Source organism: Herpetosiphonaceae bacterium, from assembly GCA_036374795.1.
Taxonomy (GTDB): Bacteria; Chloroflexota; Chloroflexia; order Chloroflexales; family Kallotenuaceae; genus LB3-1.
In genome coordinates, this window is record DASUTC010000284.1 from 1 (window position 1) to 21158 (window position 21158).

Genomic DNA, 21158 nt, shown 5'->3' on the forward strand with positions numbered 1-21158 from the left:
GCCTGAAGGTCGCGCAGGCGCTTTCGCTCTTCCAGGAGCGCCTTGAGCGCCGGAACCTGCGCGACCAAGTTGGCGGGCTGGAAGTCGGCCATCTGAGTAAAGCGCAGCGATACCGCCATCCGCTCGCTCTCGGTATTGGGCAGCACCTCCTCGACCACCAGGCCATCCAGCGTCGGCCCGATCGCCCGCAAGATCTGGTTAAAATTGTCGCGGTCAATCTCAACGAATTTTCGGTCTTTCAGCGGCTGGAGATTCTCGGTCGATCCCGACAGATCGGCGAGGATGCCCAGCACAAAGGGCAGCTCCACTTTCTCCATCGCATTGCCGATCTCAACGTCATAGGTAATTTGGACTCGTGGCGGTCGGACCCGATCGAGGACATGTTGGGTACTTTCGATGACCGGCATCTTAGGCGTCTCCTTGTTTCATGCCAAGCAAGCTATAAATCGAGGCAAGGTCGCTGCGATCCCTGACCAGCTCCAGCAGCAGCTCCTCCAGAGACATGCTGCCCCAGGTCACGGCTCGGCGAATCAGATAGGGCGTCGGGCTATGCGGCTCGATGGTGATGAGGTAGTCGGCGATCATGGCTAGAAGCTGGTAGGCCTCCGTGCGGCTCTGGATCGGAACGTCGCCGGTAAGGTAGGCACCTCCTCCCTGGGCTGCCCCAGGCTGCGCAGCAGGCGGCGCGTCGCTCCGCCTGGACCGATTGCTGGTGAGCAACTGCCGGATGTTGACGAGCATGCCCTTCTGCTGGGCTTTGTCCGGCTCGGCTGCGAAGATCGCAGAGCCGCCGTTGCGCTCCGCGAGCGCGCCGGTCAGCAGTTGCCGGATGTTGACCAGCACGCTTTTGAACTGCGTGAGACTGGGGCTTTGCTCGGCGCACTTGATGCGCAGCACGGTTTCAAGATCGTCGAGGGCATCCAGGGCACCGTTGACCTGCTCCAGCAGGCCCACACACAGCGCGGTAGAGGAGAGCTCCAGGCTCTCGCGAAACCGGGCTTTGGTCACGTGCTGCTCAGCCTCGGCCACGCGCAGCAGCGCGGGGTGTTTCTTGGCCTGCTGCTCAAGGTGCAGCGCCTGCTCCCAATCGAGCCAGGTGCACGCGGGCGCGGCGCTCGTTTCCGGCTGGGTGATCGGGATCTGCTTCAGCTTGAGAAACAGCCGCTCGTTGATCCACACGATCGGCGCTGTACGCCCATCAAGCGTGCTCCCGCTCAGCTCCGGATAGAGCGTCGGCCAGAAATGCTCGCACAGGTTGGCGATCACGATCAGGCCATCGCGCACGCCCGCCATGCCGTAGAGGTGCAGCCAGGCTTCCAGCAGCCAGGCCGCGATCTGTAGATCCTTGGTGCGGGTGGTCAGGGCATCGATACACAGCGCGCTGACCGCGTACCAATCCGCCCGCTTCAGCTCCCGCTCCCAGACGCCCTGGGCCAGGCTGGGATCGTCCTCGCGCCGCGCCTCCTTGATCCGGTCATAGAGGTCGTCGTAGCGCAGCGAATCGCCTGCCGGACGCTCCGGCGCGATCGGCAAGAGCAGCGTTTCAATCTCCAGGGGCCAGGTGTCGATCTCGTGCATCGTGGATTCCTTGATGAAGGGCGCGGCGTTCCTCACACAGCGGCGCGGTCGAGCGCTATGAGCCGGCCTCGGACTGATCGATCTGGTCATCGAGAAACGCATACAGCGCTTCGCGGCTGGCAAAGTAATGAGTCGCGTCCTGGCGCGGATCGACAACCGCCGCGCGCCAGGGCATTGTCGCGCTGGTGCGCCAGAAGCGAATCAGATACGCCTGGTAATTGCCTTCCCGCCGCCCGCTCGGACGGGGCCGCGCGCCAGGCTGATGCTCATCGCCGCGCCTTAAGATCCGCCACCGACCGGGTATCGCCAGCCGGATTCGTTCGAGGACGCCCATACGCTCTCCTCCTTCGCTCACCATACGCTGGCCTCATCTTCAAAGCAGGTCTTCGACGAATGTCGTGGGACGGGGAAGTGCCGATCGTAGGAGCGCTGACCCACCGTTGCTACCGACGCTTACATCGCATGGACTCGAACGCTGACAACCGATTGATGCAGGTGCTGCCGGAACGCTGCCAGGAGAACGCCTGTTATTGCAGGTTCGCCAATGGCTGCCAGTTTTGAGCGTTACTTCGGTAATCCTCGTTTGTGAAATTGTCGTGATTCTGCATCACTTCAATCACATTCGCCGGTACGATTCGTTCGGTCATCACGGCTCGATAATCGGAGTCGTCATCGACAAGACCCGGCAGATTATCTTTATGCACCCGGAGCACAACAATCTGGTTACTGTCCAGATGTTTTTTGTAGTCGTTATAGCCATCAACAGCACAGCCTGGCCTCAAAAAATACACATGACTGGCTGTAATCATTTCTTCGATATTATTCCTGTACGTAACGTATTGCACGGCGAGACGAGCCAGGAAATGGTTCTTGTCACGCACCAGCAGATCATTCACCAGCTCGTCAACTAATACATCTTTCTTAAGTTTGTTGAACGTAGGTCTGTCAAACTGTCCCAGGTTCGGCAGCAATCGCTTGTATTGATTTAAGTACTGCGCTTCTAATTGATCCACCCTTGGCACATCGTCCTCATTGCTTCCTCGCAGAACAAGCGTAAAGGGAACATAGACGCCTCGTGTTCGCCTGAGAGTTCCCTCCGAGCAACCACGGGCCATCAGATCGATCAGATAGCCCTTGAGCTTTTGCTGGTACTCCGATGCTTCCTTCTTTTTGCGATTTTGGACGAACGCTCCGAAGGGATGCGGCACTGCCCGGCCAATGCGGTGAACAGCCGACGTCATGCCGCCCTGTTTGATGATCAAGGCAACCTGCTTGCGCGTAAGGTGATAAAACCAGTCGGCGTCCTTCATAGCTGTCGCTCCAGTGTGAGATGAGATTCGGCTCGGTTGTGTGCGTAGCTGGCTGTGCAGAAGCAGGACGGAGTCGCCCGAAGGATGGTGGTGCGCCACGATCTACGCGAGTCGTTGGGATACCGGGTAGGATACCGGCTGTGCGCTTACACAACGTTGACATCGGCGCTTACACAACGTTGACATCGACGCTTACACCGGATCGGCGACGTTCCCGCCTGGACAAGTACGCGCCTGCATAGTAGAATAGAGCATCACCATCCAATCTTTTGTCCGTATCAGTCATCGAAGCAGCCAGCCAACGTGCGTACCGCCTGTGGCACGCGCCAGAAGCCCCAAACACCGCTTTTGCTGTTCGCTCGTCGTGTGTGTTCATCTCCATGATTCTGGTGTCCGCGCTTGGTGAATGCCCTGCCGTCCTACCGTGCAGCCGTGGAAACACGCCCCTGGGGATCGTCTGCCGCGCATCCGCGATCGTCTGAGCCGGTGAGGCACGTCCTTGATGCGACATGCCGTATAGCTGGCCGCACCTAGGCCATGCGTCACATCAACATGCGGAGTGGGCCATGCTACAAAGAGAGCACCGCATCAACACCATGGGAACTCAGCTATGAACGACATCCTTCAGATGAGCTTGCTCGGTCCTGTCGTCATCAGCAAGGCGCAGCAGGAGATCACCGGCTTTCGGAGTCGGAAAGCGCTCGCCTTACTGATCTATCTGGCGTGTACCGAGCAATCGCAGGGACGCGAGGCGCTTGCCGATCTGCTCTGGGGAGATTGTCGGCAGCAGCAGGCGCTCTCGAACTTACGCACGACGCTGGTGCATCTGCGCGATCGGGTGGGCGATTGCCTCCACAGCACGCCGGGTCATCTGGCGCTCAATCCTCGGTTCCCATGCTGGGTCGATGCCGTCGACGTGCAGCGGCAGTTGACAGCGCTGCTCCCCGATCGATCCGCGCTGCTGACGCAGCCGACCGCGCGGCAGCTTGAAAAGGCGCTCCAGCTGTACCGGGGCGATTTCCTGGCGGGCTTCCATGTGCAGCACGCGCCCTATTTCGAGGAGTGGGTGCTCATCGAGGGCGAGCGGCTGCGGCGGATGGTGATCGAAGGCTACCAGCGGCTGGTAGCCTTTTATGTAGCGCAGGGCGATCATAAAGCCGGGCTGCGGGGTGTTGACCGCTGGCTGGCCCTGGATCGTCTTGACGAAGAAGGACATACCCAGCGGATCCATCTGCTGGCTGCCGACGGCCAGCGAGCAGCCGCGCTGGCGCAGTACGAGACGTGCCGCCGCGTGCTCAAGGAGGAGCTCGGCGTGGAGCCTGCCGAGCAGACGACACGCTTGCAGGAGCGCATTCGTGCCGGCCAGTGGGCGCATCACGGCGCGAGCGCTGTTCGGCTCACCGCCGCTCCTCAGACGGAACCACCTGCGGCTCCGGCCAGGCGCTTCGACAACCTGCCGACAGCGCTGACGCTCTTCGTCGGTCGCAACGCGGAGATGGCCCATATCGCTGATTGCTTGGCCGACCCAGGCTGCCGCCTGCTGACGATCACCGGGCTGCGCGGCATGGGCAAAACTGCCCTGGCGCTTCAGGCCGCCGCGAGCGCGGCGCACTTTGCCGACGGCGTGTGCTATCTCCCGATCGTCGACGCGCTGGAGCCGGGCGATCTTGCGCGCCTCATCGCCGACACGCTCAAGCTGCCGATCTCCAGCAGCGATCACCTTCAGGAGGAGGTATGCGCGCATCTCCGGCAGAAACACCTGTTACTGCTTCTGGATAACCTGGAGCATCTGGGAGCGGATGCCGGTTTCGTAACGACCGTCCTGCAACAGACGCGCGCATTAAAAGTGCTCGGCACGTCGCTCGAGCCGCTGAAGCAGCGTGCTGAATGGCTCGTGCCGCTCCACGGATTGTCACGGGCCGATAGCGCACCAGCTTCCCAGCTCGATCTGACAGGGCTGGATGATCTGCTCGGCTGCGATCACCGCTCCCCCGACTCGCCGCCTGAGCCGCTCGACACCGCCGCTGATGCCCTCCGCCTCTTCGTGATCCGCGCCCGTCAGGCGCAACCGCGCTTTCGCCCAGCCGTGACGGATCTTCCGGCGATCATGCAGATCTGCCGCCTGGTCGATGGCATGCCACTGGCGATCGAGATGGCGGCGGAGCTGATTGGCAGCCTCTCATGCAGCGAGATTGCCGAGGAGCTTGAGCACAACCCGCTGATCCTGGCGTCATCCCGGCATGACGTTCCCGTGCGGCAACAGAGTCTCGAACACATCTTCGCTCAAACGTGGCGACACCTCTCGCCCGGCGAAATCCAGGTCTTACAAAATGTTGAGAGCGTTGGCAACCGAATCTCCCGCGAGGTCTTGCAGCAGATTACCGGCGCGACTCTGCCGATTGTGGCAGCGCTGGTCCAAAAATCGTTCCTGTGGCGCACCTCCTCAGGATCGTATCAGATGTCTGAGCTGCTGCGCCGATATGTGTCTCGCGGCGTGACCGAGCTGTGTGTCTGAGCGCTTCGAGGTCGTCCTCCTCACGTCCCGATGTGGATCGTTGTGGTCTGCGCCACCGATCGATGGAACAACCCGCTGTGTGCTGTGGATGCATACACGTTTCAGCGTCTGTTTCATGCCGTCCTAAACGCCGAAGCCGACGTGATGCGCAGCCGCGAGCGATGGGCATGAGGAACACACGCTTCCAGCGTACGGCGAGTATAATGCTCTCTGGGAATCGCCCTTCCATCCGGAGACGAACGATGTACCGCCTATTGCTTGACACGTCGAGCCTGATGTATCGCGCCTTCTTCGCCCTTCCGACGACGATCGTCGATGGGGAGGGGGACCCGGTTAACGCAGTGCATGGCTACCTCGACATGACCGCGCGTTTGCAGACCCGGTACCACCCCGACCAGATCGTCCACGTCTTTGACCACGATTGGCGGCCCGCGCCTCGGGTCGCCGTGTATCCCGGCTACAAAGCTGCTCGTCCGGACGACCCGCCCGCGCTTCCGCCGCAGTTCACGCTGCTGCGTGACGTGCTGCAGGCGTTCGGCGCGGCGCAGGCGGAAGCGCCCGGCTGGGAGGCGGATGATGCCATTGGCGCGCTGTGTCTGGAGGCGGGAGCTAATGACCGCGTCGACATTGTGACGGGCGACCGCGACCTGCTCCAGCTCGTGCGCGACGACGAGCGGGCCGCGGCGATCCGCGTGCTGATGCCGATTCGCGGCGTTGGTGAGCTAGTAGCCTTCGACCCAGCCGCGGTTCAGGAGAAATATGGCGTGCCGCCGGAGCGCTATGTCGATTTTGCGACCCTCCGTGGCGATCCATCCGATGGCCTCCCCGGTGTCAAGGGTATTGGCGAGAAAACGGCCCGCACGCTCGTCGAACAGTATCCTGACCTGGATGCCCTGCTCGCGAATGTCGTCCGGTTGGCCCCACGGATTGGAGCGAGTCTGCGCGATGCGGCGGACTACCTGGCAGCGATGCGGCAGGTCGTGCCGATCCGCACGGATGTGGCGGTCCACCTCACGGGCGGTGAACGAGACGACGCGCGGATCGAGGAGCTTGGAACCCGCTTCCGACTGGCAGGTCCGATCGGGCGTCTTCGCGCTGCAATGCAGGCGACCCATGACCTATGAGGCTCACTGCCGCGCGATGTCGTCGGCACAGCCATCTCCACGATCATGGTGCTGACCGATCGGCAGCGCCGTCCTGGATCCACCCATTCAGCCTGGAAGGTCATGGCGCTATGTCAATCCCGCTCCCGTGGCACACACACGGTGCCCGGAGGTCGGTGTTCCGCCGGGTCGATGATTCTGTGACGGTTGCGCCCGATCGCCGCTGGAAATCCACGACCCACGCCGACGCACGGTGCGCGAGCGTCACCGACGTTATCCGGAGCCCACGGCCAGTATCATTGATCGCCAGACCGGGAAGGCTACGGAGGCGGGCGGCGCGGCGTTGCTGGTGGTACACAGGTGCGTGGGCGCAAACGCCACCTCCCAGTGACACCGAAGACAACCTTCTTTTCGTGAGGAAGATTGCTTCCGGTGGTAAGCGCGTGCGCGTCGTAGCAGAGGCACGCGCGGTTGTGCCTCACCACCGCTGAAGGTGCGGCTCGATGATCAGCGCGACCTTGAGCGACCACTGGACGATATCGTCCGCGCCGCCGCACAGCCACCAGCTCGCGTTGAGACAGGCGTACACGTAGGTGAACGCCAGCACGCGCGACAGGTCGAGGGCGAGCGTGTCCGCCAGGATCGCGGCGTTGGTCAGCAGGCGGGTTTCGTTGTGGACGAGATCGGGCATCACGGGGTTGCAGAGCGTGTTGGCGCACTCGTAGGTGCGCTCGCCAACCACGCCTTTTGGGTCGAAGGCGAGCCAGCCGCGCGCTGATTGCCGGATGTTGCGGTGATGGATGTCCCCGTGCAGCACGCGCACCTCACGCTGATCAGCAAGCAATCGCTCCGTGAGCGCGGCGCTCCGCACATAGATCGACGCGATGCCCGCCTGCCGGTCTGCCGCCGCTTTGGTGAACAACGCCCCAAACCAGCGATCAAGCGGCACCAAGCCGTCGCGCGGCGCATCCTGCGGGACGCTGTGCAACTGCTGGATCACCTGCGCGATGATGGACGTAGCGGTTTCGTCCTCACCACGCTCGACCACGGTGACGAGTTCGGCACCGGCGGCGTATTCCAGCAGATGCGCGCCTTCGTCGTACCGCAGGATACGCACCGCGCCACAGCCATCAAAATACCGCAACGCCGCCGCGCCACGCTGCTCCGTAGTCTCTCCGGGGGCCAGCAGTTTGAGGATGACCGTCTCGGTGCCGTGTGTCACGGTGTAGATGTGACTGGTCGCAGTGTGCGTGAGCAATACCGGGTTCGACAGATTCCACGCGGCCAGGTAGGAGCTTAGCTTGTTGTGATCGCTCATGGTTGCCATGATACCAGCGACAGGCAAAAATGACGGAGCCAGGTTCATGACCGCATGATTGCGTGCGGCGCATGGGGTGCGCGATTGGATGATGAGCACGCCAATCATACGCAGCCCAGGTGTTCTTTGCTACTCCTGGGCTGGTAGATACCCTGTGTCGGCAGCTCACGGTCTGGAGCAACGCACGGCGGCAGCTCACAGCCAGCGCCACTGGTCCATCCGTCTCTGGTTCGAGCTGTCTTCATGGCCGCACATAGGCGTGTCGGCCATCGTGCTCCTGAGCCGCTCAGCCTGTGCGCATACTGCCTTACCGACCCCGGCGCGCCCGGACCGCCTCCGCCAGCTCGTGCAGGATCGCGGACGTCGTTTCCCAGCCCATACAGCCATCCGTGATGCTCTGCCCGTAGACCAGCCGGGATGGATCAGTGAGGTCCTGCCGACCCTCGACTAGAAAGCTCTCCAACATCACACCCACGATGCCACGGGTGCCCCCTGCCACCTGGGCACCAATCTCTGCCACGACGGCTGGCTGACGGCGTTCGTCCTTCCGGCTGTTGTCGTGGCTGGCGTCGATCATCAGGCGCGTTGGCAGATCGGCGCGGCGCAGGCTCTCCAGCACCCGCCCGACGCTCTCCGCGTCGTAATTCGGGCCGCTCCTACCGCCGCGTAAGATCACATGGCAGTCGGCGTTGCCGCGGGTGGTAATGATCGCGGCCAGGCCCTGATCGGTGACGCCGAGGAAACTGTGCGGGCTGGCTGCCGCCCGCACCGCATCGATCGCCATCTGCACACCCCCGCCCGTCCCGTTCTTGAAGCCCACCGGCATCGAAAGGCCGGAGGCCAGGTTGCGATGGACCTGGCTCTCAGTCGTGCGCGCACCGATCGCGGCCCAGGCGACCGCATCGGCGAAGAACTGCGGCGAGATCGGGTCGAGGAACTCGCAGGCGATGGGTAGCCTGAGCGCGACGATGTCCAGCAGCAGCCTGCGCGCAAGATACAACCCGTCGTTGACGGCGAAGCTCCCGTCGAGATGCGGGTCATTGATCAGGCCCTTCCAGCCCACCGTCGTCCGCGGCTTCTCGAAGTAGACACGCATGACGATCCGCAGATCCTGCACCAATGCATCGGCGAGGGCCGTGAGGCGCTGCGCGTAGTCACGGGCAGCCACAGGATCATGGATCGAGCACGGGCCGACAACGACGACCAGCCGGTCGTCCCGCTGGTCCAGAATGTCAATGATCTCTGTGCGAGCGGAACGCACGGCCGCCATGCCCGCCTCGGTTAACGGCAACTGCTCAAGCAAGATGACCGGTGGGACCAACGCTCGAATGCCCGTGACGCGCAAGTCGCGGGTCGTCGCAGGCCCGCCGTTGCTGAGCGGACCCGTCTTGTTAGCACTTAACATCCCCTGCCCCTTCCCGTTCGGCTAGACCAACAGGCCATGATCGGTTGACGGTGGGCTACTGCCCCACGGCTCCGGTGTGCTTCCGCATGGTCTGATGATCGAGGTACATTATAATAGCCTTCGTCGGTGCGACCAAAGACGGAACCTCCAGCCGGGAAACAAGGGCTCCTGGTGCCGAACCCGGAGGTGACGGGGAGCACCGTCGCCACGGCGAGCGCCTCAAACGCGGCTCCAACCACCGTCAGGACTAGTCCAATGGTGAGCCAGCGATGTGAGGCGTCCCAGATGCGTGGCACAGGCGCGTTCGGTGCGATCCCTCGTCCCCTGCGGTGGTGGATCGGGTGTTGATGTTCAGCATGCGCTGCCCCTAACATGTGCGGTCGCATTTCGCTCCTGTGAGCGCGACCACCATGATACCGAGGAGGGTAGAGGTCCGGCAAGGGATCGCCATCGGTCTGAGGGCGGTTCCACGACCTGATCCAATGCTCACGCTGCGCGGGGACCGCCGACGTGGCGTGGCACGGGCCAACGTCGAGCTTCGATCCGTAGGAAGCGGTCGGGTGGAGCGTCGGCTTGCTTCACAGCCGATATGGATGCGTCACCAGGGGTGCGGCTGGCTGTAGGCAAGCGGCTCCTGATCCAGGCCGTAGCGGGCGTAGGCCGTATCGATCTGGGGATAGGCGCGCTCCACCAGGTCTAGTGTTTCGGCCAGGACCACCCGCAGGTGGTCCGCCGCGTGGATCGGGGGTTTATGGAACATGGCGTGTAATCGTGCCGCAATCTGATGCGGGGTGTGCCGCATCCGCCGCAACGCGGGGTACATCCATTTGAAGGTCGGAAAATAGGACTCATTCAGCGCGAGCAGGACGAGGAACAGGCTACAGTGAATTGCGCTCAGGGTGTGGTAGAACGCGGTCGGATTGTCGCGGTGGGCCGCGAAATTGAGGTGGCGGAGATGAAAGTGTGGAATGTAGCTCTGGATAAAGCGCAGGGCGAGCTCGCTTGGATACGCGGCAGTGCTGGCCTGCCACACGTGGACGTGCTGCTCACCATACAGCGGAAGACACGACCGCAACGTATCGACGCGGTTATTCGCCACGAGATCAAGGCTCCACTCATGCAGCACGCTGTGGATCACCGCGTGCTCGTTCGCCCGCGTGGTATGCCACAGATCCACGGGAATACCCTGGATGCGGAATGCGCTCTGATAGCCCGGATCGAACACGGGATAGCGATATTCCGCCTGTAACGCCCGCACAAGGGTGGCGTGCTGATCAGGAGTCGGTAGCTGGTCCCAGACTACGAGGAGTTCGAGGTCGGAGTACGAGTCGCTGTAGTCACGCGCGACGGAACCCACCACCGCGATCGCTTCGATCGCAGTAAACTGCTGCAAGTGGGTGCTTAAGGTGTGCGCAAAATCCAGACGCCACTGCGCATGGGCATTCATAGATCGCTTCCCTTCAGGGGCGGAAACCTGCCCGCCTGGTCCAACGGGCACTCCGGCGGGAGGAGCGCCCGCGCTTCAACGCCGTGTGACCGGAGGCAGACGATTCCGCTGGGCGCGGGCGATGCGACGCTGCACCACCCGGGGCGCGCGCTGCGCTTTCCGATACATCGATCCGCGCATGGTCTAGGTGTATGGGGCGCTGGCCGCATGTCCTCCCTCGCCACGGCTGATGGCGTCGATCGGAACATGCACCGATGGCCCTCCGCGCTCCAGTTTCGGGATCGCCTCGAGCAGCCGCCGCGTGTAGTCGTCCTGAGGCTGCGTAATGATCTGTCTTGCCGACCCGTGTTCCACGACCTGACCTTGGCTGAGCACCAGGATCTCATCCGAAAGCAACCGGGCGCTCAGCAGGTCGTGCGTGATGTACAGCATGGCGATGCGGTGATCGCGCACGAGCTGGTCCAGCAATTGGAGGATCTCGGCGCGGATCGACACGTCAAGCGACGAGATCGGCTCGTCCGCGATGATCATCTGCGGCTCGGGCGCTAAGGCCCGCGCGATCACCACGCGCTGGCGCTGCCCGCCGGAAAGCTGATGCGGGTTCTTGCTGGCAAACTGCTCTGCCGGCGACAGTCCCACCGTCTCCAGCAGCTCCAGCACTCTAGCCTCCGCCTGTCGCGCCGACATGCCGCGATAATTGACCAATGGGCGGCTCAGCAGATACATAATCGTATGTACCGGATTCAGCGCCGAATACGGGTCCTGGAACACATACTGGACGTTCTGCAGGTAGTCGCGCACCGCGCGCTGGCTGCGCAGCTGATCGACGCGCGTGTTGCCAAACCAGATCTCGCCACTGTCAGGCCGCTCGATGGCGGTCACGAGGCGCGCGATCGTGCTCTTGCCGCTCCCGCTCTGCCCCACCAGGCCGGTGACGTGACCGGCTCGGAGCGTGAACGACACGTTATTGACCGCCTGGAGCGGTGTGGACGTGAAGAATCCCAACCGTCGACGGTAGGTTTTGCAGACGTTGACCACGCGCATCACCTCCGCGCCCTCCACCGGCTGCGCCTTGTGCGAGGTCGCCTCGGAGAAGGCGGCCTCGACGAACGACGGGCCTTCCTCGCGGCGCTGGCGGTCGCCGAAGCGCGTGCTCGTGGCCCACTGCATCTGGGCTACATGGCAGGCCGCCTTGCCGTCCCACATCGGCACCAGCGGCGGCTTCTGCTCGACACAGATCTGGATGCGCTCAGGGCAGCGCGGTGCGAAGGGACAGGCGGCAGGTGGCCTGGTCAGGTCGGGTGGCCTGCCGGGGATGTAGGTAATCTCGACCGTGGCGCCGGCTGGATCGGCGTACGAGCCGAGCAGGCCGTCGGTGTAGGGATGGAGGGCATGGCGCACCATACACGCCGAGGGCTGATCCTCGACCAGTTCGCCGGCATACATCACCAGCACACGATCGGATACCTGGAGCACGGTGCCGAGGTCATGGCTGATCAGCAGCACGGCAAAGCCTTGCTCGCGCTGGAGCGCGCGCAGATTATACATAATCTCTTTCTGCACGAGCACGTCCAGCCCGGTCGTCGGCTCGTCCAACAGCACGAACTGCGGCTGAAGGGCGAGCGCAAGCGCCAGGTTGACCCGCTGCTTCATCCCGCCGGAAAGCTCATGCGGGAAGAAGCGCATGAAGTCGGGCTCGATCTTGACCATCTGAAGCAGTTGGGCGATCCGATCGCGGATCTGCGCACCGCTCATGGTGGTCTTTTGCTCCATCACGTCGCGAAACTGCGCCTCGATGCGCATCACCGGATTGAGCGCGTTCATGCTGCTCTGAAACACGCACGACAGGTCGCGCCAGCGCATCGGACGCAGCTCGTCCTCCGGCATGGTGGTGATGTCCTTGCCCATGAAACGCACGCTGCCGCCCGTGATCCTGCCCGGACGCTGGAGCAAGCGCAGGATCGCCGCGCCAAGCGTCGACTTGCCGCTGCCGGACTCTCCAACGAGCCCCACGAACTCGCCCGGATCGAGCGAGAAGGTCACATTCCGCACAGCCTGGAGCGGCGTCCGCTTCGTGGTTTCATAGGTGATGTCCAGGTTTTCGACTTCAAGCAACGCCATGACTCTACTCCTCCCGCAGGTGCGGATTGCTGAGCGCGTCGACGCCGAAGTTGATCATCGTGAGCGACAAGGTGATCAGCGACAGCATGAGCGTCGGCGCGGCCAGCCAGGCCCACTGGCCGGTCAGCATCGCGCCGCCGTTATTGGCCCAGTAGAGCATCGTTCCCCAGCTGATCGAGTTCGGGTCGCCCAGCCCCAGGAAGGCCAGGCCAGCCTCCGCGCCGATCGCGCCGTTCGCCGCGCCGATAAAGCTCATCACTACGAACGACATCATGTTGGGCATGACCTCGCGAAAGATGATGCGGATTGTGCTGTCGCCCGCAAAGCGCGCCGAGGTGATGTATTCGCGCGCCCGCAGCGAGATCACCTGCGCGCGCTTCATGCGCGCGCCCCAGGCCCAGCCGGTGATGCCGATCACCACAATCGTCAGCGACAGGCCGCGCACCGGCGCGTAGGCCGCCAGCGCGATCATCAGCGGCAGCGTCGGGATCACCAGCGCCAGGTTGATGAAGAACGAGAGCACGTCGTCGACGATGCCCTGCATGTAGCCCGCCGTCATGCCGATGACCAGCGCGATGGCGGTCGCCAGACCGCCCGCGAGCACACCGACCAGCAGCGAGGTACGGGCACCCCAGATCAGCTGCGACAGCACATCCTGACCGGCCTGGGTCGTGCCCAGCAGGTGTTCGCCGCTGGGCGGCTGCGCGGCCATGAAGCTGGTGTCGCGCGGATCGTAGGGCGCTAAGATCGGCGCCAGCAGCGCCAGCAGGAAAAACATGAACAGCAGGACCAGCCCAACCCGCGCCTTCCGGTTGGCCCACAGCACGTCGAACCAGCGCGGCAGGCGTCGGCGCGCGCGCGTGGTCGACGCGGCGACATCATCGCGGACGCTGTCGGGCGTAGCGGCTGCCGAAACCGCCGCGCTCGCGCCGGAGAGCGGCTGCACGTCGTCGTTCGCCGTCGCCGATCCGGGCACGGATGTGAGCGGCGACGTGCCGGACGTGGTAGCACCCACGTCGGCCAGTTGATCCTGCTTGGTTGCCTCGGCGGCGTTGACCTGCCGCATATTGCGATCGTGAGCAGCCATCAGGTACCCTCTCCTTTCCGCACGCGGGGGTCGAGCCAGCCGTACATCAGGTCCGCGATCAGGTTCGCCAGCAGCACGCCGACGGTCGTGAAGAGGAAGATGGTCTGCATCAGCGGATAATCGCGGTTGCCGACGGCCTCGAAGAGGAGCCGACCCATGCCCGGATAATTGAACAGGCCCTCGACGAAGACCAGACCGCCGAGGATACCGCCGAGCGAGATCGCAAAGCCGGTCACGTTCGGCATAATCGCGTTGCGCGCGCTGTACCGGAGGGCCACCTTCCAGGGCGAGAGCCCCTTCGCCAGCGCCAGCCGCGTGTAATCCTCGCCCAGCGTCTGGATCATGTTGTTGCGCATACCCATGACCCAGCCGATCGGTGCCGTCAGCAGGATCGAGAGCGCGGGCAGGATCGCGTGCCGCAGGATATCCCCGGTGTACTCCCAGCCATACTCGCGCGTCGATGTCTGGCTGAAGCCGCCGCCCATCGGCAGCCAGTTGAGCTTGAAGGCAAAGACGTAGATCATCAGCATCGCGATGCCGTAGTACGGGAGCGTCCCAAGAAACGTCAGGCCCAGGCTCACGATCGAGTCAAAGGCGGTGTTGCGCCTCCAGGCCGCGAACGCTCCCAGCAGCGTGCCGATGATAAAGCCCAGCACCTGCGTCACACCGGCCAGCGCGATGGTCCAGAGGATCGCCTGCCCGATCATCTCCATCACGGTATACGGGAAGTAGGAGGAGGAGACGCCGAACTCGCCGCGCACGAGGTTGCCCAAATAGTCAACATACTGCTGGAAGAGATTTCCATCCGGCGTGCCGAGCATCGCGCGAATCGCGGCGACCTGCGCCGGATCGATCGCTCGGTTCTGGCCGGCGATCTTGCGCACGATCGCCTCCGCCGGGTCGCCGGGCTGTAGCCGTGGGATGAAGAAGTTCAGCGTAATAGCGGCCCAGAGGGTCAGCAGGAAAAACAGGATCCGGCGAATAAAGTAGCGCATAGCTATGCTCCGTCTTTCTGCGGCTGTGGCCTGGCCGGAACAGCGGTGTCCGGCCAGGCTCCGCCGATACGACACGGCACGGGTGCTCCCGACCGTGCCTTACTGCCCGCTCGGCCTCAGATGCGTGATGATCAGGAGCGCGTCGCCGGGCTTGGCATAGGGATCGTCCTTGTTCGGCCAGCCCTCGGCCTTGCGGGTGCTGTACTCGAACCAGTTCGCGCCGTACCACAGCGGCACCGTCGGGAACTGCTCGGCGGAGTACCTCGCGAGCTCGCCGACCACCTTCTTCTGCTCCGCTTCGTCCACGGTGGAGCGCAGCTGATCGATCAGCTTGTCGACATCGGGATTCTTGTGGAAGATGTAGTTCGACGCCGGCGGCGACTGGCTGTGCAGATGGTAGTAGTAGTTGTCGTACATGCTGCACGAGCCGCCATGCACGACGAAGAGCATGTCGTAGTTGCCCGCGGCCCGCTGCGACTCGACTGTCTCCGGGGTGGGTGTCTGCACGTTCACGGTCAGACCGAGCGCGTTCAGATTGGCCTGAATGATCTGGGCCGCCTGGATCCAGTCGGTCCAGCCGCTTTGCACCAGGAAGGTCAACTCCATCGGCTGGCCGTCCTTGGTCATAAACTTGCCGTCGCTCCCTTTCTTATAGCCGGCCTTTTCGAGGATCTGCGTTGCCTGTGCCTGGTCGAAGGGGAACATGCCGTCGTTCTGGATGCCGGACGGGAGCCAGTCCTTCTGGCCCGGCAGCACCAGACCCGTCTGGCTGGCCTGGGCAACATAGCCGAACTGCGCCTTGGTGATGATCTCCTCGCGGTTGATCGCGTAGGCCATCGCGCGCCGGAACTCGACATCATTGAACGGCGCCTTCTGGAGGTTCATGCCCAGGCCGATCGCGCCGCCAGCCGGGAACCAGTAATGGTTGTGCTTGGGATCACGGGCGACGTACGCCTGCTCGATATTGGGAACGAACATGGCGTTCATGTCATATTCGCCCTGTGCCAGCTTCAGGTTCTCGACCTGGTTGCCACCCTCCGCTTTGGTGAACACCAGCTCATTGACCTTCACCTTGTCCGCCTGCCAGTAGCTCGGGTTGCGCTTGAGGACAAGCTGGCGCTGGTTGAAGCTTGCCGGCAGGAACGGCCCGGTAGCTACCGGGCTCTCGTTGACAAACGTCACGGGATCGGCCTGCTTTTCCCAGATATGCTTGGGAACGATTCGCTGGTTCGCAACGCGCTCGAACAGCGAGACGGCGGGCTCCTTGAACGTGAAGACGATGGTGTTGCCGTCGGCGGTGACGGTGTCGAGCGATTTCCACAGACCGCGCGTATCCAGCGCCTGGTGCTCCTTGAGCATGTTGAGCGTAAACACTACGTCGTCCGGCGTGAAGGGCTGCCCGTCACTCCACTTCACGCCCTCGCGGATCGTAAGCTGGAGATTCTGCGGGTCCTTCCACGCATACTCCGTCGCAAGCCACGGGTGGTACTCGCAGGCATAGCTGTTGAGCACGAGCAGCGGCTCGTAGATATACATGCCGTCGCCCAGCAGCACGTTGGGCGAGAACGGATTGTAGTTGACCTGTGGAGTCGAGCCGCCGCCAAAGCTGCCGAGGTTCAGCCGTTCGATCATACCGTCGGCAGCGCCGCTCTGCTCGGCTGAGCCGCCGCCCTCGGTCGCGGCAGGCTGCGACGGCTGCGGCGACGCGGCGCGGTTCGCGTCTCCCGCGGCGCCGTTTTCCGACGATCCGCCACAGGCCGCCAGCACCAGTGCCAGCACGACTGTGAGGGCTACTCCATACCATGATCGAGTCATACCGCCTCCTCCTTCATCTGCGTTGACAAGTAGAGGTACCCCAACCCAGGCTCCCGAGTACGCTCTGCTTGTTTCCTGCCCTTGGGAGCGACGACGCCGAACACGGCACGGCGGGTCCGACCAGCGGGCATCCGGCATGGCGGGGCTGGACCTCTCGTTCAGCGCTGGCATCCTGCACGACCTGACCAGCAGCGTGAACGACCCGCGAGCTTGTGGCGATCGAAGCGCCCGTGGGCTGTGCCGCCTCATGCACCATTGTGTTCTGGTTGCTCTTCTTCATCGAACGTGCTAACGTGTATGGTAAACGTTTACAGATGGCGTCAGCACGGCACGATGAACGGTTGAGCACGATCGAGACAGAGACGGTAGGGTCTGCTCATGCAGAAGGCGTACCACGAACACGCCGCCGCGCGGAAGAGAGGAGACTCCAGATGGTTGAATTGCGCGACAAGCGCTTCCTGATCGATGGCGAGCCGCAGATCCTCATGTGTGGCGAGCTGCACTACTTCCGACTTCGCCGCGAGGATTGGCAGCATCGCATCGACCTGCTCAAGGCCGCAGGCTGTAACGCGGTCGCCTCGTACGTGCCCTGGCTCTGTCACGAGCCGGTGCCGGGACTGATCGATCTTGACGGCACGACGCGACCCGAGCTCGATCTCGGCGGCTTTATCGATCTATGCCGTGAGCATGGCCTGTACGTTTTCGTGCGGCCCGGCCCTTTCATCATGGCCGAGATGAAAAACGAGGGCATCCCCTTCTGGGTGTACGAAGCCGTGCCGGAGGCCATCCCCGTGAGCTGGGACGGGGCGCAGGTGCCGACCCGCACCCTGGATTATCTCCATCCCGGCTTTCTCGCGGCGGTCCAAAGCTGGTATGCCGCCGTGATGCGCGTCATCGCGCCGCGTCTCCAGCCCAACGGCGGCAACATTATCGCGGTGCAGCTCGACAACGAGATCGGCATGCTTGCGTGGGTCACGAACACGCCCGATCTGACGGATCGCGTGCTGGATGATCTTGCGCGCTGGCTCGCCGACCGCTACGATGCCCCGACCTTGCGTGATCGCTACCCCTTTGATCTCCACCGGGCCGCGCTGCGGAATCCGGCGATCCGCTCGCCCCAGGAGTCGTTTGCCGCCGCGCTGCTGTACGATCTGGGTGCGTATATGCGGCACCGCTTTGCGCGCTACGTGGCGACGCTGCGGAGCTACGCCGAGCAGTGCGGCGTGACGGGCGTCCCGTGGGTGATCAACATCCACGGCACGGATCGCGGGCGGGGCCTGACCTACCCGATCGGGATCAGCCAGCTGTACCAGGCGTACACGCAGGCACCTGACTATCTCGGCGGATCGGATCATTACCTTGGCGATCTGAACGCGGCGAATTTCCAGGATCTGTATCTGATCAACGCGCTGATGGACGCCGTCAATCTGCCGGACCAGCCGTTGTCGTCGGTTGAGTTCGAGGCCGGCAGCGGCGACTACGGCGAAACGTACGGCGGGCGCACCGATCCATCAGCGATCGATCACAAAGTCCGCATGTGTATCGCGCAGGGCAACCGGCTGATTAATTATTATTTGTTTGCCGGTGGCGTGAACTATCGCCTGCCGCAGCCGGTCCACGACGGAAACGATCGCATTGCGTTTACCGGTGAGCGCCACGGCTTTGCGGCCCCGATCAACCCCGAAGGCGAGCTAAACTATACGTATGCGCCGCTGGCGGACGTGACGCACACGATGATGGCGATCGCACCGAAGCTGGCGACCATGCGCGAAGAGCACGACGCAGTGGCGTGGGCCTTCATCCCTGACTATTACATGACCGAGTCGAAGCACCCGTCCAGCCAGATCATGCAGGCGATCGTCGCAAATCTGGAGGCGAATCGTGGTCAGGGCGCGTGGGAGATCGTAGCGCGCGCGATGCTGCTGGGCGGGTATCGGTTTGGCGCGGTGGACGTTCAGCAGCGGGCGCTCGATCCGCGCACAACGCCGACGCTGGTCCTGCCGTCCGCGCGGTATATGGCTGCATCGGTCCAGGCAGCCATCGTGAGCTATCTCCATGCTGGGGGCGGCGTGCTACTGTACGGTGAGGTACCGCTGTTCGACATGGAGGCGCGGCCCTGCACGATCCTCGCCGACGCGCTTGGCCTCCGGTCTATCGGCTCGCGCAGCGCCTCGGCGCACTACTTTTTGTCGCTCGTGGCGCAGAGCTGGGCAGCGCCACGACCGGAGATTCGCACGCATTTCATGCAGAGCTTTGCGCCGGAACGGGGCGACGTCATTTTGCGCGCGTACGATCCTGACGAGGCGTGCGGCTTTGATATTCCCGTTGGCGCAGGCCGAGCGATCGCGATCACGACGGCGTACCGTTGCGACATCGGGCTGTTCCGAACGGCGCTGGAGCGGCTCGGCGCGACCGCCGCGCTCCGCCACGATTCGCCGCACGCCGGCATCTTTATGACCTCGACGGCGTCTGAGGACGGCGAGCGGTTTCTGCACCTTGTGAACCTCGACGGCTTCCCCAAAACGATCCGCATCTCGGAGCGGGAGCAGCCGCTCTTTGGTGGTCGTCCGCTGTCCCTTGCACGGAAAGCAGGCGTGACGCTGCCGATCGGCGTGCGGTTTGGCGATGTGCGGATCGTGTACGCGACCGCCGAGATTGCTCAGGTGGAGCACCAGGCGATCACGTTTCGGCTGACACAGCCCGACGCTGTGATCGCGGTCGAGACGGAGCGCCAGATCGTCGCGGCTGATGCGTTCAGCATGGAGCAGCGCGGGACCACCACGCTGCTCACGCCACGTCGTTCCGCTGCGTTGCATGATCGGCTGACGGTGCGCTGGCGCTAGCTGACTGATCATGGACGGCAGCCGTCACCAATGCCGCTGAGATGGCACGGCTTCCAGTCGTCGTGGTTTCTGCCTACCGGCAGGAAACCAGCACTGCATCCGTATGTCCTGCCGGTTTCGTCGATGACCTGCCTATGCAGGATCACCGCAGCAGCGATGCGCCGCCATCAACGAAGATTTCAACGCCCGACACGTGGCGACTGAGATCGGATGCGAGGAACAGGCAGACATCGGCCACCTCACGCGGCTCGCCAGCACCCTCATCAATGGCCGGGCTGCCCTTCGGTAGCTCAACGTCAAGGCCGATCGTGTCGGTGTGGCGCTGCTCCGTGCGATCTTGGATCTGTGTCGGCACATAGCCGGGACAGACCGCGTTGCAGCGAATGTTATGGCGTCCCAACTCCAACGCCATCATCTTCATAAAAGCGACTTGTCCCGCCTTGGAGGAGCTGTACGCCGCCGCGCCCGCACCGGAGAAGCTGCGCGTACCGTTGACGCTGCTCGTGATGATAATGCTGCCGCCGCCATTGCTCTTGAGATGCGGAACGGCGAAATGGACGACCAGATAGGTGCCCTTCAGGTTGATGTCGAGGGTCCGATCCCACTCGTCCGGCTGTAGCTCCTCGATTGGCGCCCACACGCCGTTGATACCCGCGTTGGCAAAGACAATATCGAGCTTGCCGAAGCGTTGGATCGCGGCCTCGATAGCGCCTTGAACGGCGTTCGGCTGACTCACATCACACGCCACAAAGAGGGCCTGGCCTCCGCTTGCCTCCAACTGGGCGCGCACCCGCGCGCCCTCTTCCTCGGAGCGATCGGCGATCACCACGGATGCTCCTTCCTCCACAAATCGTTGTGCCGTTGCAGCCCCAATGCCACTGGCTGCGCCAGTGATCAATGCGACCTTGTTTGCCAGCATTGCCATGCTCATCCGCATCCTTTCGCTTGCATCCGCTGTGGCGGTCTATCCCTAGCTGTCGCTCCCGTTGCCGAGGCGCATCCAGCGCTGCTGCAAAACATGTACCATTGAGTGGGATACGTCGCCGCGCCGCCGGAGCCGATCGGCATGGAGATTCGCGGATAGCGCTCATACCGCCAGCCGGTCGCGCGAGACATCCGCCAAGGGAGCCCTCGCGTTTCGGCGATCGGACACGGGCATGCGTCCGCCTGTCGGATGATGGAAGCATTATGTCAAATGTACTTGTTAAGTACACACAGCAGCGCGATCAGCATCCTAAAAGTACGATTATGTCAAATGTACTTGTTAAGTACACACAACGCCTACCGCATCCGATGGCGCGCTCCCGCTAACCGAGGGAGTCAGGCAGCAAGGTATGCTTTCGTTTGCTGCCTCGTACGGCAACCTACCACCGCACCACGCATGATGCACGTTCCCGCACGATCTCCGCTTCCACAACGTCCGCTGTCCCGATCGCTTGCCCACGGCTCGCCATCTGCTGGACCAGTGGAAAAAGCGGCCATCCTACAAGATGCGCGCTGCTTGTTCCAGACGGTACCACATGTGCGCCCAGCCCAGCACATGTTGCGGTTGCAGCGAGAGCAGAGTGGCATGGAAATCGTCTGTCGGCGGGAACGCAGCGAACATGGAGCGAGGATCAGC

The 21158-nt window shown here is 63.1% G+C and carries 15 protein-coding genes; 3 read left to right on the forward strand and 12 right to left on the reverse strand.

The window, feature by feature from the left end:
• The 4 genes from tssB to VFZ66_22080 form a co-directional block, all read right to left on the reverse strand.
• On the reverse strand, window positions 1-407 hold a 407-nt coding region (gene tssB, locus VFZ66_22065; protein ID HEX6291887.1), incomplete at its 3' end, for a type VI secretion system contractile sheath small subunit.
• Window position 408: 1 nt separating this feature from the next.
• Complete coding sequence (tssA, locus tag VFZ66_22070; protein ID HEX6291888.1) at window positions 409-1578, reverse strand: type VI secretion system protein TssA; 1170 nt, start codon at window positions 1576-1578, stop codon at window positions 409-411.
• A 55-nt stretch (window positions 1579-1633) separates the two neighbouring features.
• Window positions 1634-1912, reverse strand: coding sequence for a hypothetical protein (locus VFZ66_22075; protein ID HEX6291889.1), 279 nt, complete (start codon window positions 1910-1912; stop codon window positions 1634-1636).
• 193 nt (window positions 1913-2105) lie between these two features.
• Window positions 2106-2888 (reverse strand): hypothetical protein, encoded by a 783-nt coding sequence (locus VFZ66_22080; GenBank protein ID HEX6291890.1) that lies wholly within the window; start codon window positions 2886-2888, stop codon window positions 2106-2108.
• Window positions 2889-3498: 610 nt separating this feature from the next.
• On the opposite strand from VFZ66_22080, the gene VFZ66_22085 reads away from it, so the two are divergent.
• Together VFZ66_22085 and VFZ66_22090 are read left to right on the forward strand one after the other, a co-directional pair.
• The gene (locus VFZ66_22085; protein ID HEX6291891.1) at window positions 3499-5403 is read left to right on the forward strand and encodes a BTAD domain-containing putative transcriptional regulator; all 1905 of its coding nucleotides are present in this window, start codon (window positions 3499-3501) and stop codon (window positions 5401-5403) included.
• A gap of 242 nt (window positions 5404-5645) precedes the next feature.
• Window positions 5646-6527 carry a 5'-3' exonuclease gene (locus tag VFZ66_22090; protein HEX6291892.1) on the forward strand — a complete coding sequence of 294 codons (882 nt, stop codon included), beginning with the start codon at window positions 5646-5648 and terminating at the stop codon, window positions 6525-6527.
• 457 nt (window positions 6528-6984) lie between these two features.
• On the opposite strand, the gene VFZ66_22095 is transcribed toward VFZ66_22090, so the two are convergent.
• The 7 genes from VFZ66_22095 to VFZ66_22125 form a co-directional block, all read right to left on the reverse strand.
• On the reverse strand, window positions 6985-7824 hold the full coding sequence (locus tag VFZ66_22095) for an aminoglycoside phosphotransferase family protein (GenBank protein ID HEX6291893.1): 840 nt from the start codon (window positions 7822-7824) through the stop codon (window positions 6985-6987).
• A 307-nt stretch (window positions 7825-8131) separates the two neighbouring features.
• Entirely contained in the window at window positions 8132-9229 is a 1098-nt protein-coding gene (locus tag VFZ66_22100) for a 3-deoxy-7-phosphoheptulonate synthase (protein HEX6291894.1), read from the reverse strand.
• Between the two features lie 598 nt (window positions 9230-9827).
• A complete protein-coding gene (locus VFZ66_22105) occupies window positions 9828-10676 on the reverse strand; it encodes a nucleotidyltransferase domain-containing protein (GenBank protein HEX6291895.1) in 849 nt (282 codons plus the stop codon).
• A 183-nt stretch (window positions 10677-10859) separates the two neighbouring features.
• Window positions 10860-12797: an ABC transporter ATP-binding protein gene (locus VFZ66_22110; GenBank protein HEX6291896.1), complete on the reverse strand. Its 1938-nt coding sequence runs from the start codon at window positions 12795-12797 to the stop codon at window positions 10860-10862.
• 4 nt (window positions 12798-12801) lie between these two features.
• On the reverse strand, window positions 12802-13884 hold the full coding sequence (locus VFZ66_22115) for an ABC transporter permease (protein HEX6291897.1): 1083 nt from the start codon (window positions 13882-13884) through the stop codon (window positions 12802-12804).
• Window positions 13884-14879: an ABC transporter permease gene (locus tag VFZ66_22120; GenBank protein HEX6291898.1), complete on the reverse strand. Its 996-nt coding sequence runs from the start codon at window positions 14877-14879 to the stop codon at window positions 13884-13886. Before VFZ66_22120 ends, VFZ66_22115 begins: the two co-directional genes overlap by 1 nt.
• 99 nt (window positions 14880-14978) lie before the next feature.
• The gene (locus tag VFZ66_22125; GenBank protein ID HEX6291899.1) at window positions 14979-16694 is read right to left on the reverse strand and encodes an ABC transporter substrate-binding protein; all 1716 of its coding nucleotides are present in this window, start codon (window positions 16692-16694) and stop codon (window positions 14979-14981) included.
• Between the two features lie 431 nt (window positions 16695-17125).
• Here VFZ66_22125 and VFZ66_22130 point away from each other — a divergent pair, with 431 nt between their 5' ends.
• A complete protein-coding gene (locus VFZ66_22130) occupies window positions 17126-19537 on the forward strand; it encodes a beta-galactosidase (GenBank protein ID HEX6291900.1) in 2412 nt (803 codons plus the stop codon).
• A 142-nt stretch (window positions 19538-19679) separates the two neighbouring features.
• Here the strand turns inward: VFZ66_22130 and VFZ66_22135 are convergent, their stop codons facing one another.
• Window positions 19680-20474, reverse strand: a complete 795-nt coding sequence (locus VFZ66_22135) for an SDR family NAD(P)-dependent oxidoreductase (protein HEX6291901.1) — start codon at window positions 20472-20474, stop codon at window positions 19680-19682.
• Window positions 20475-21158: the final 684 nt, after the last annotated feature.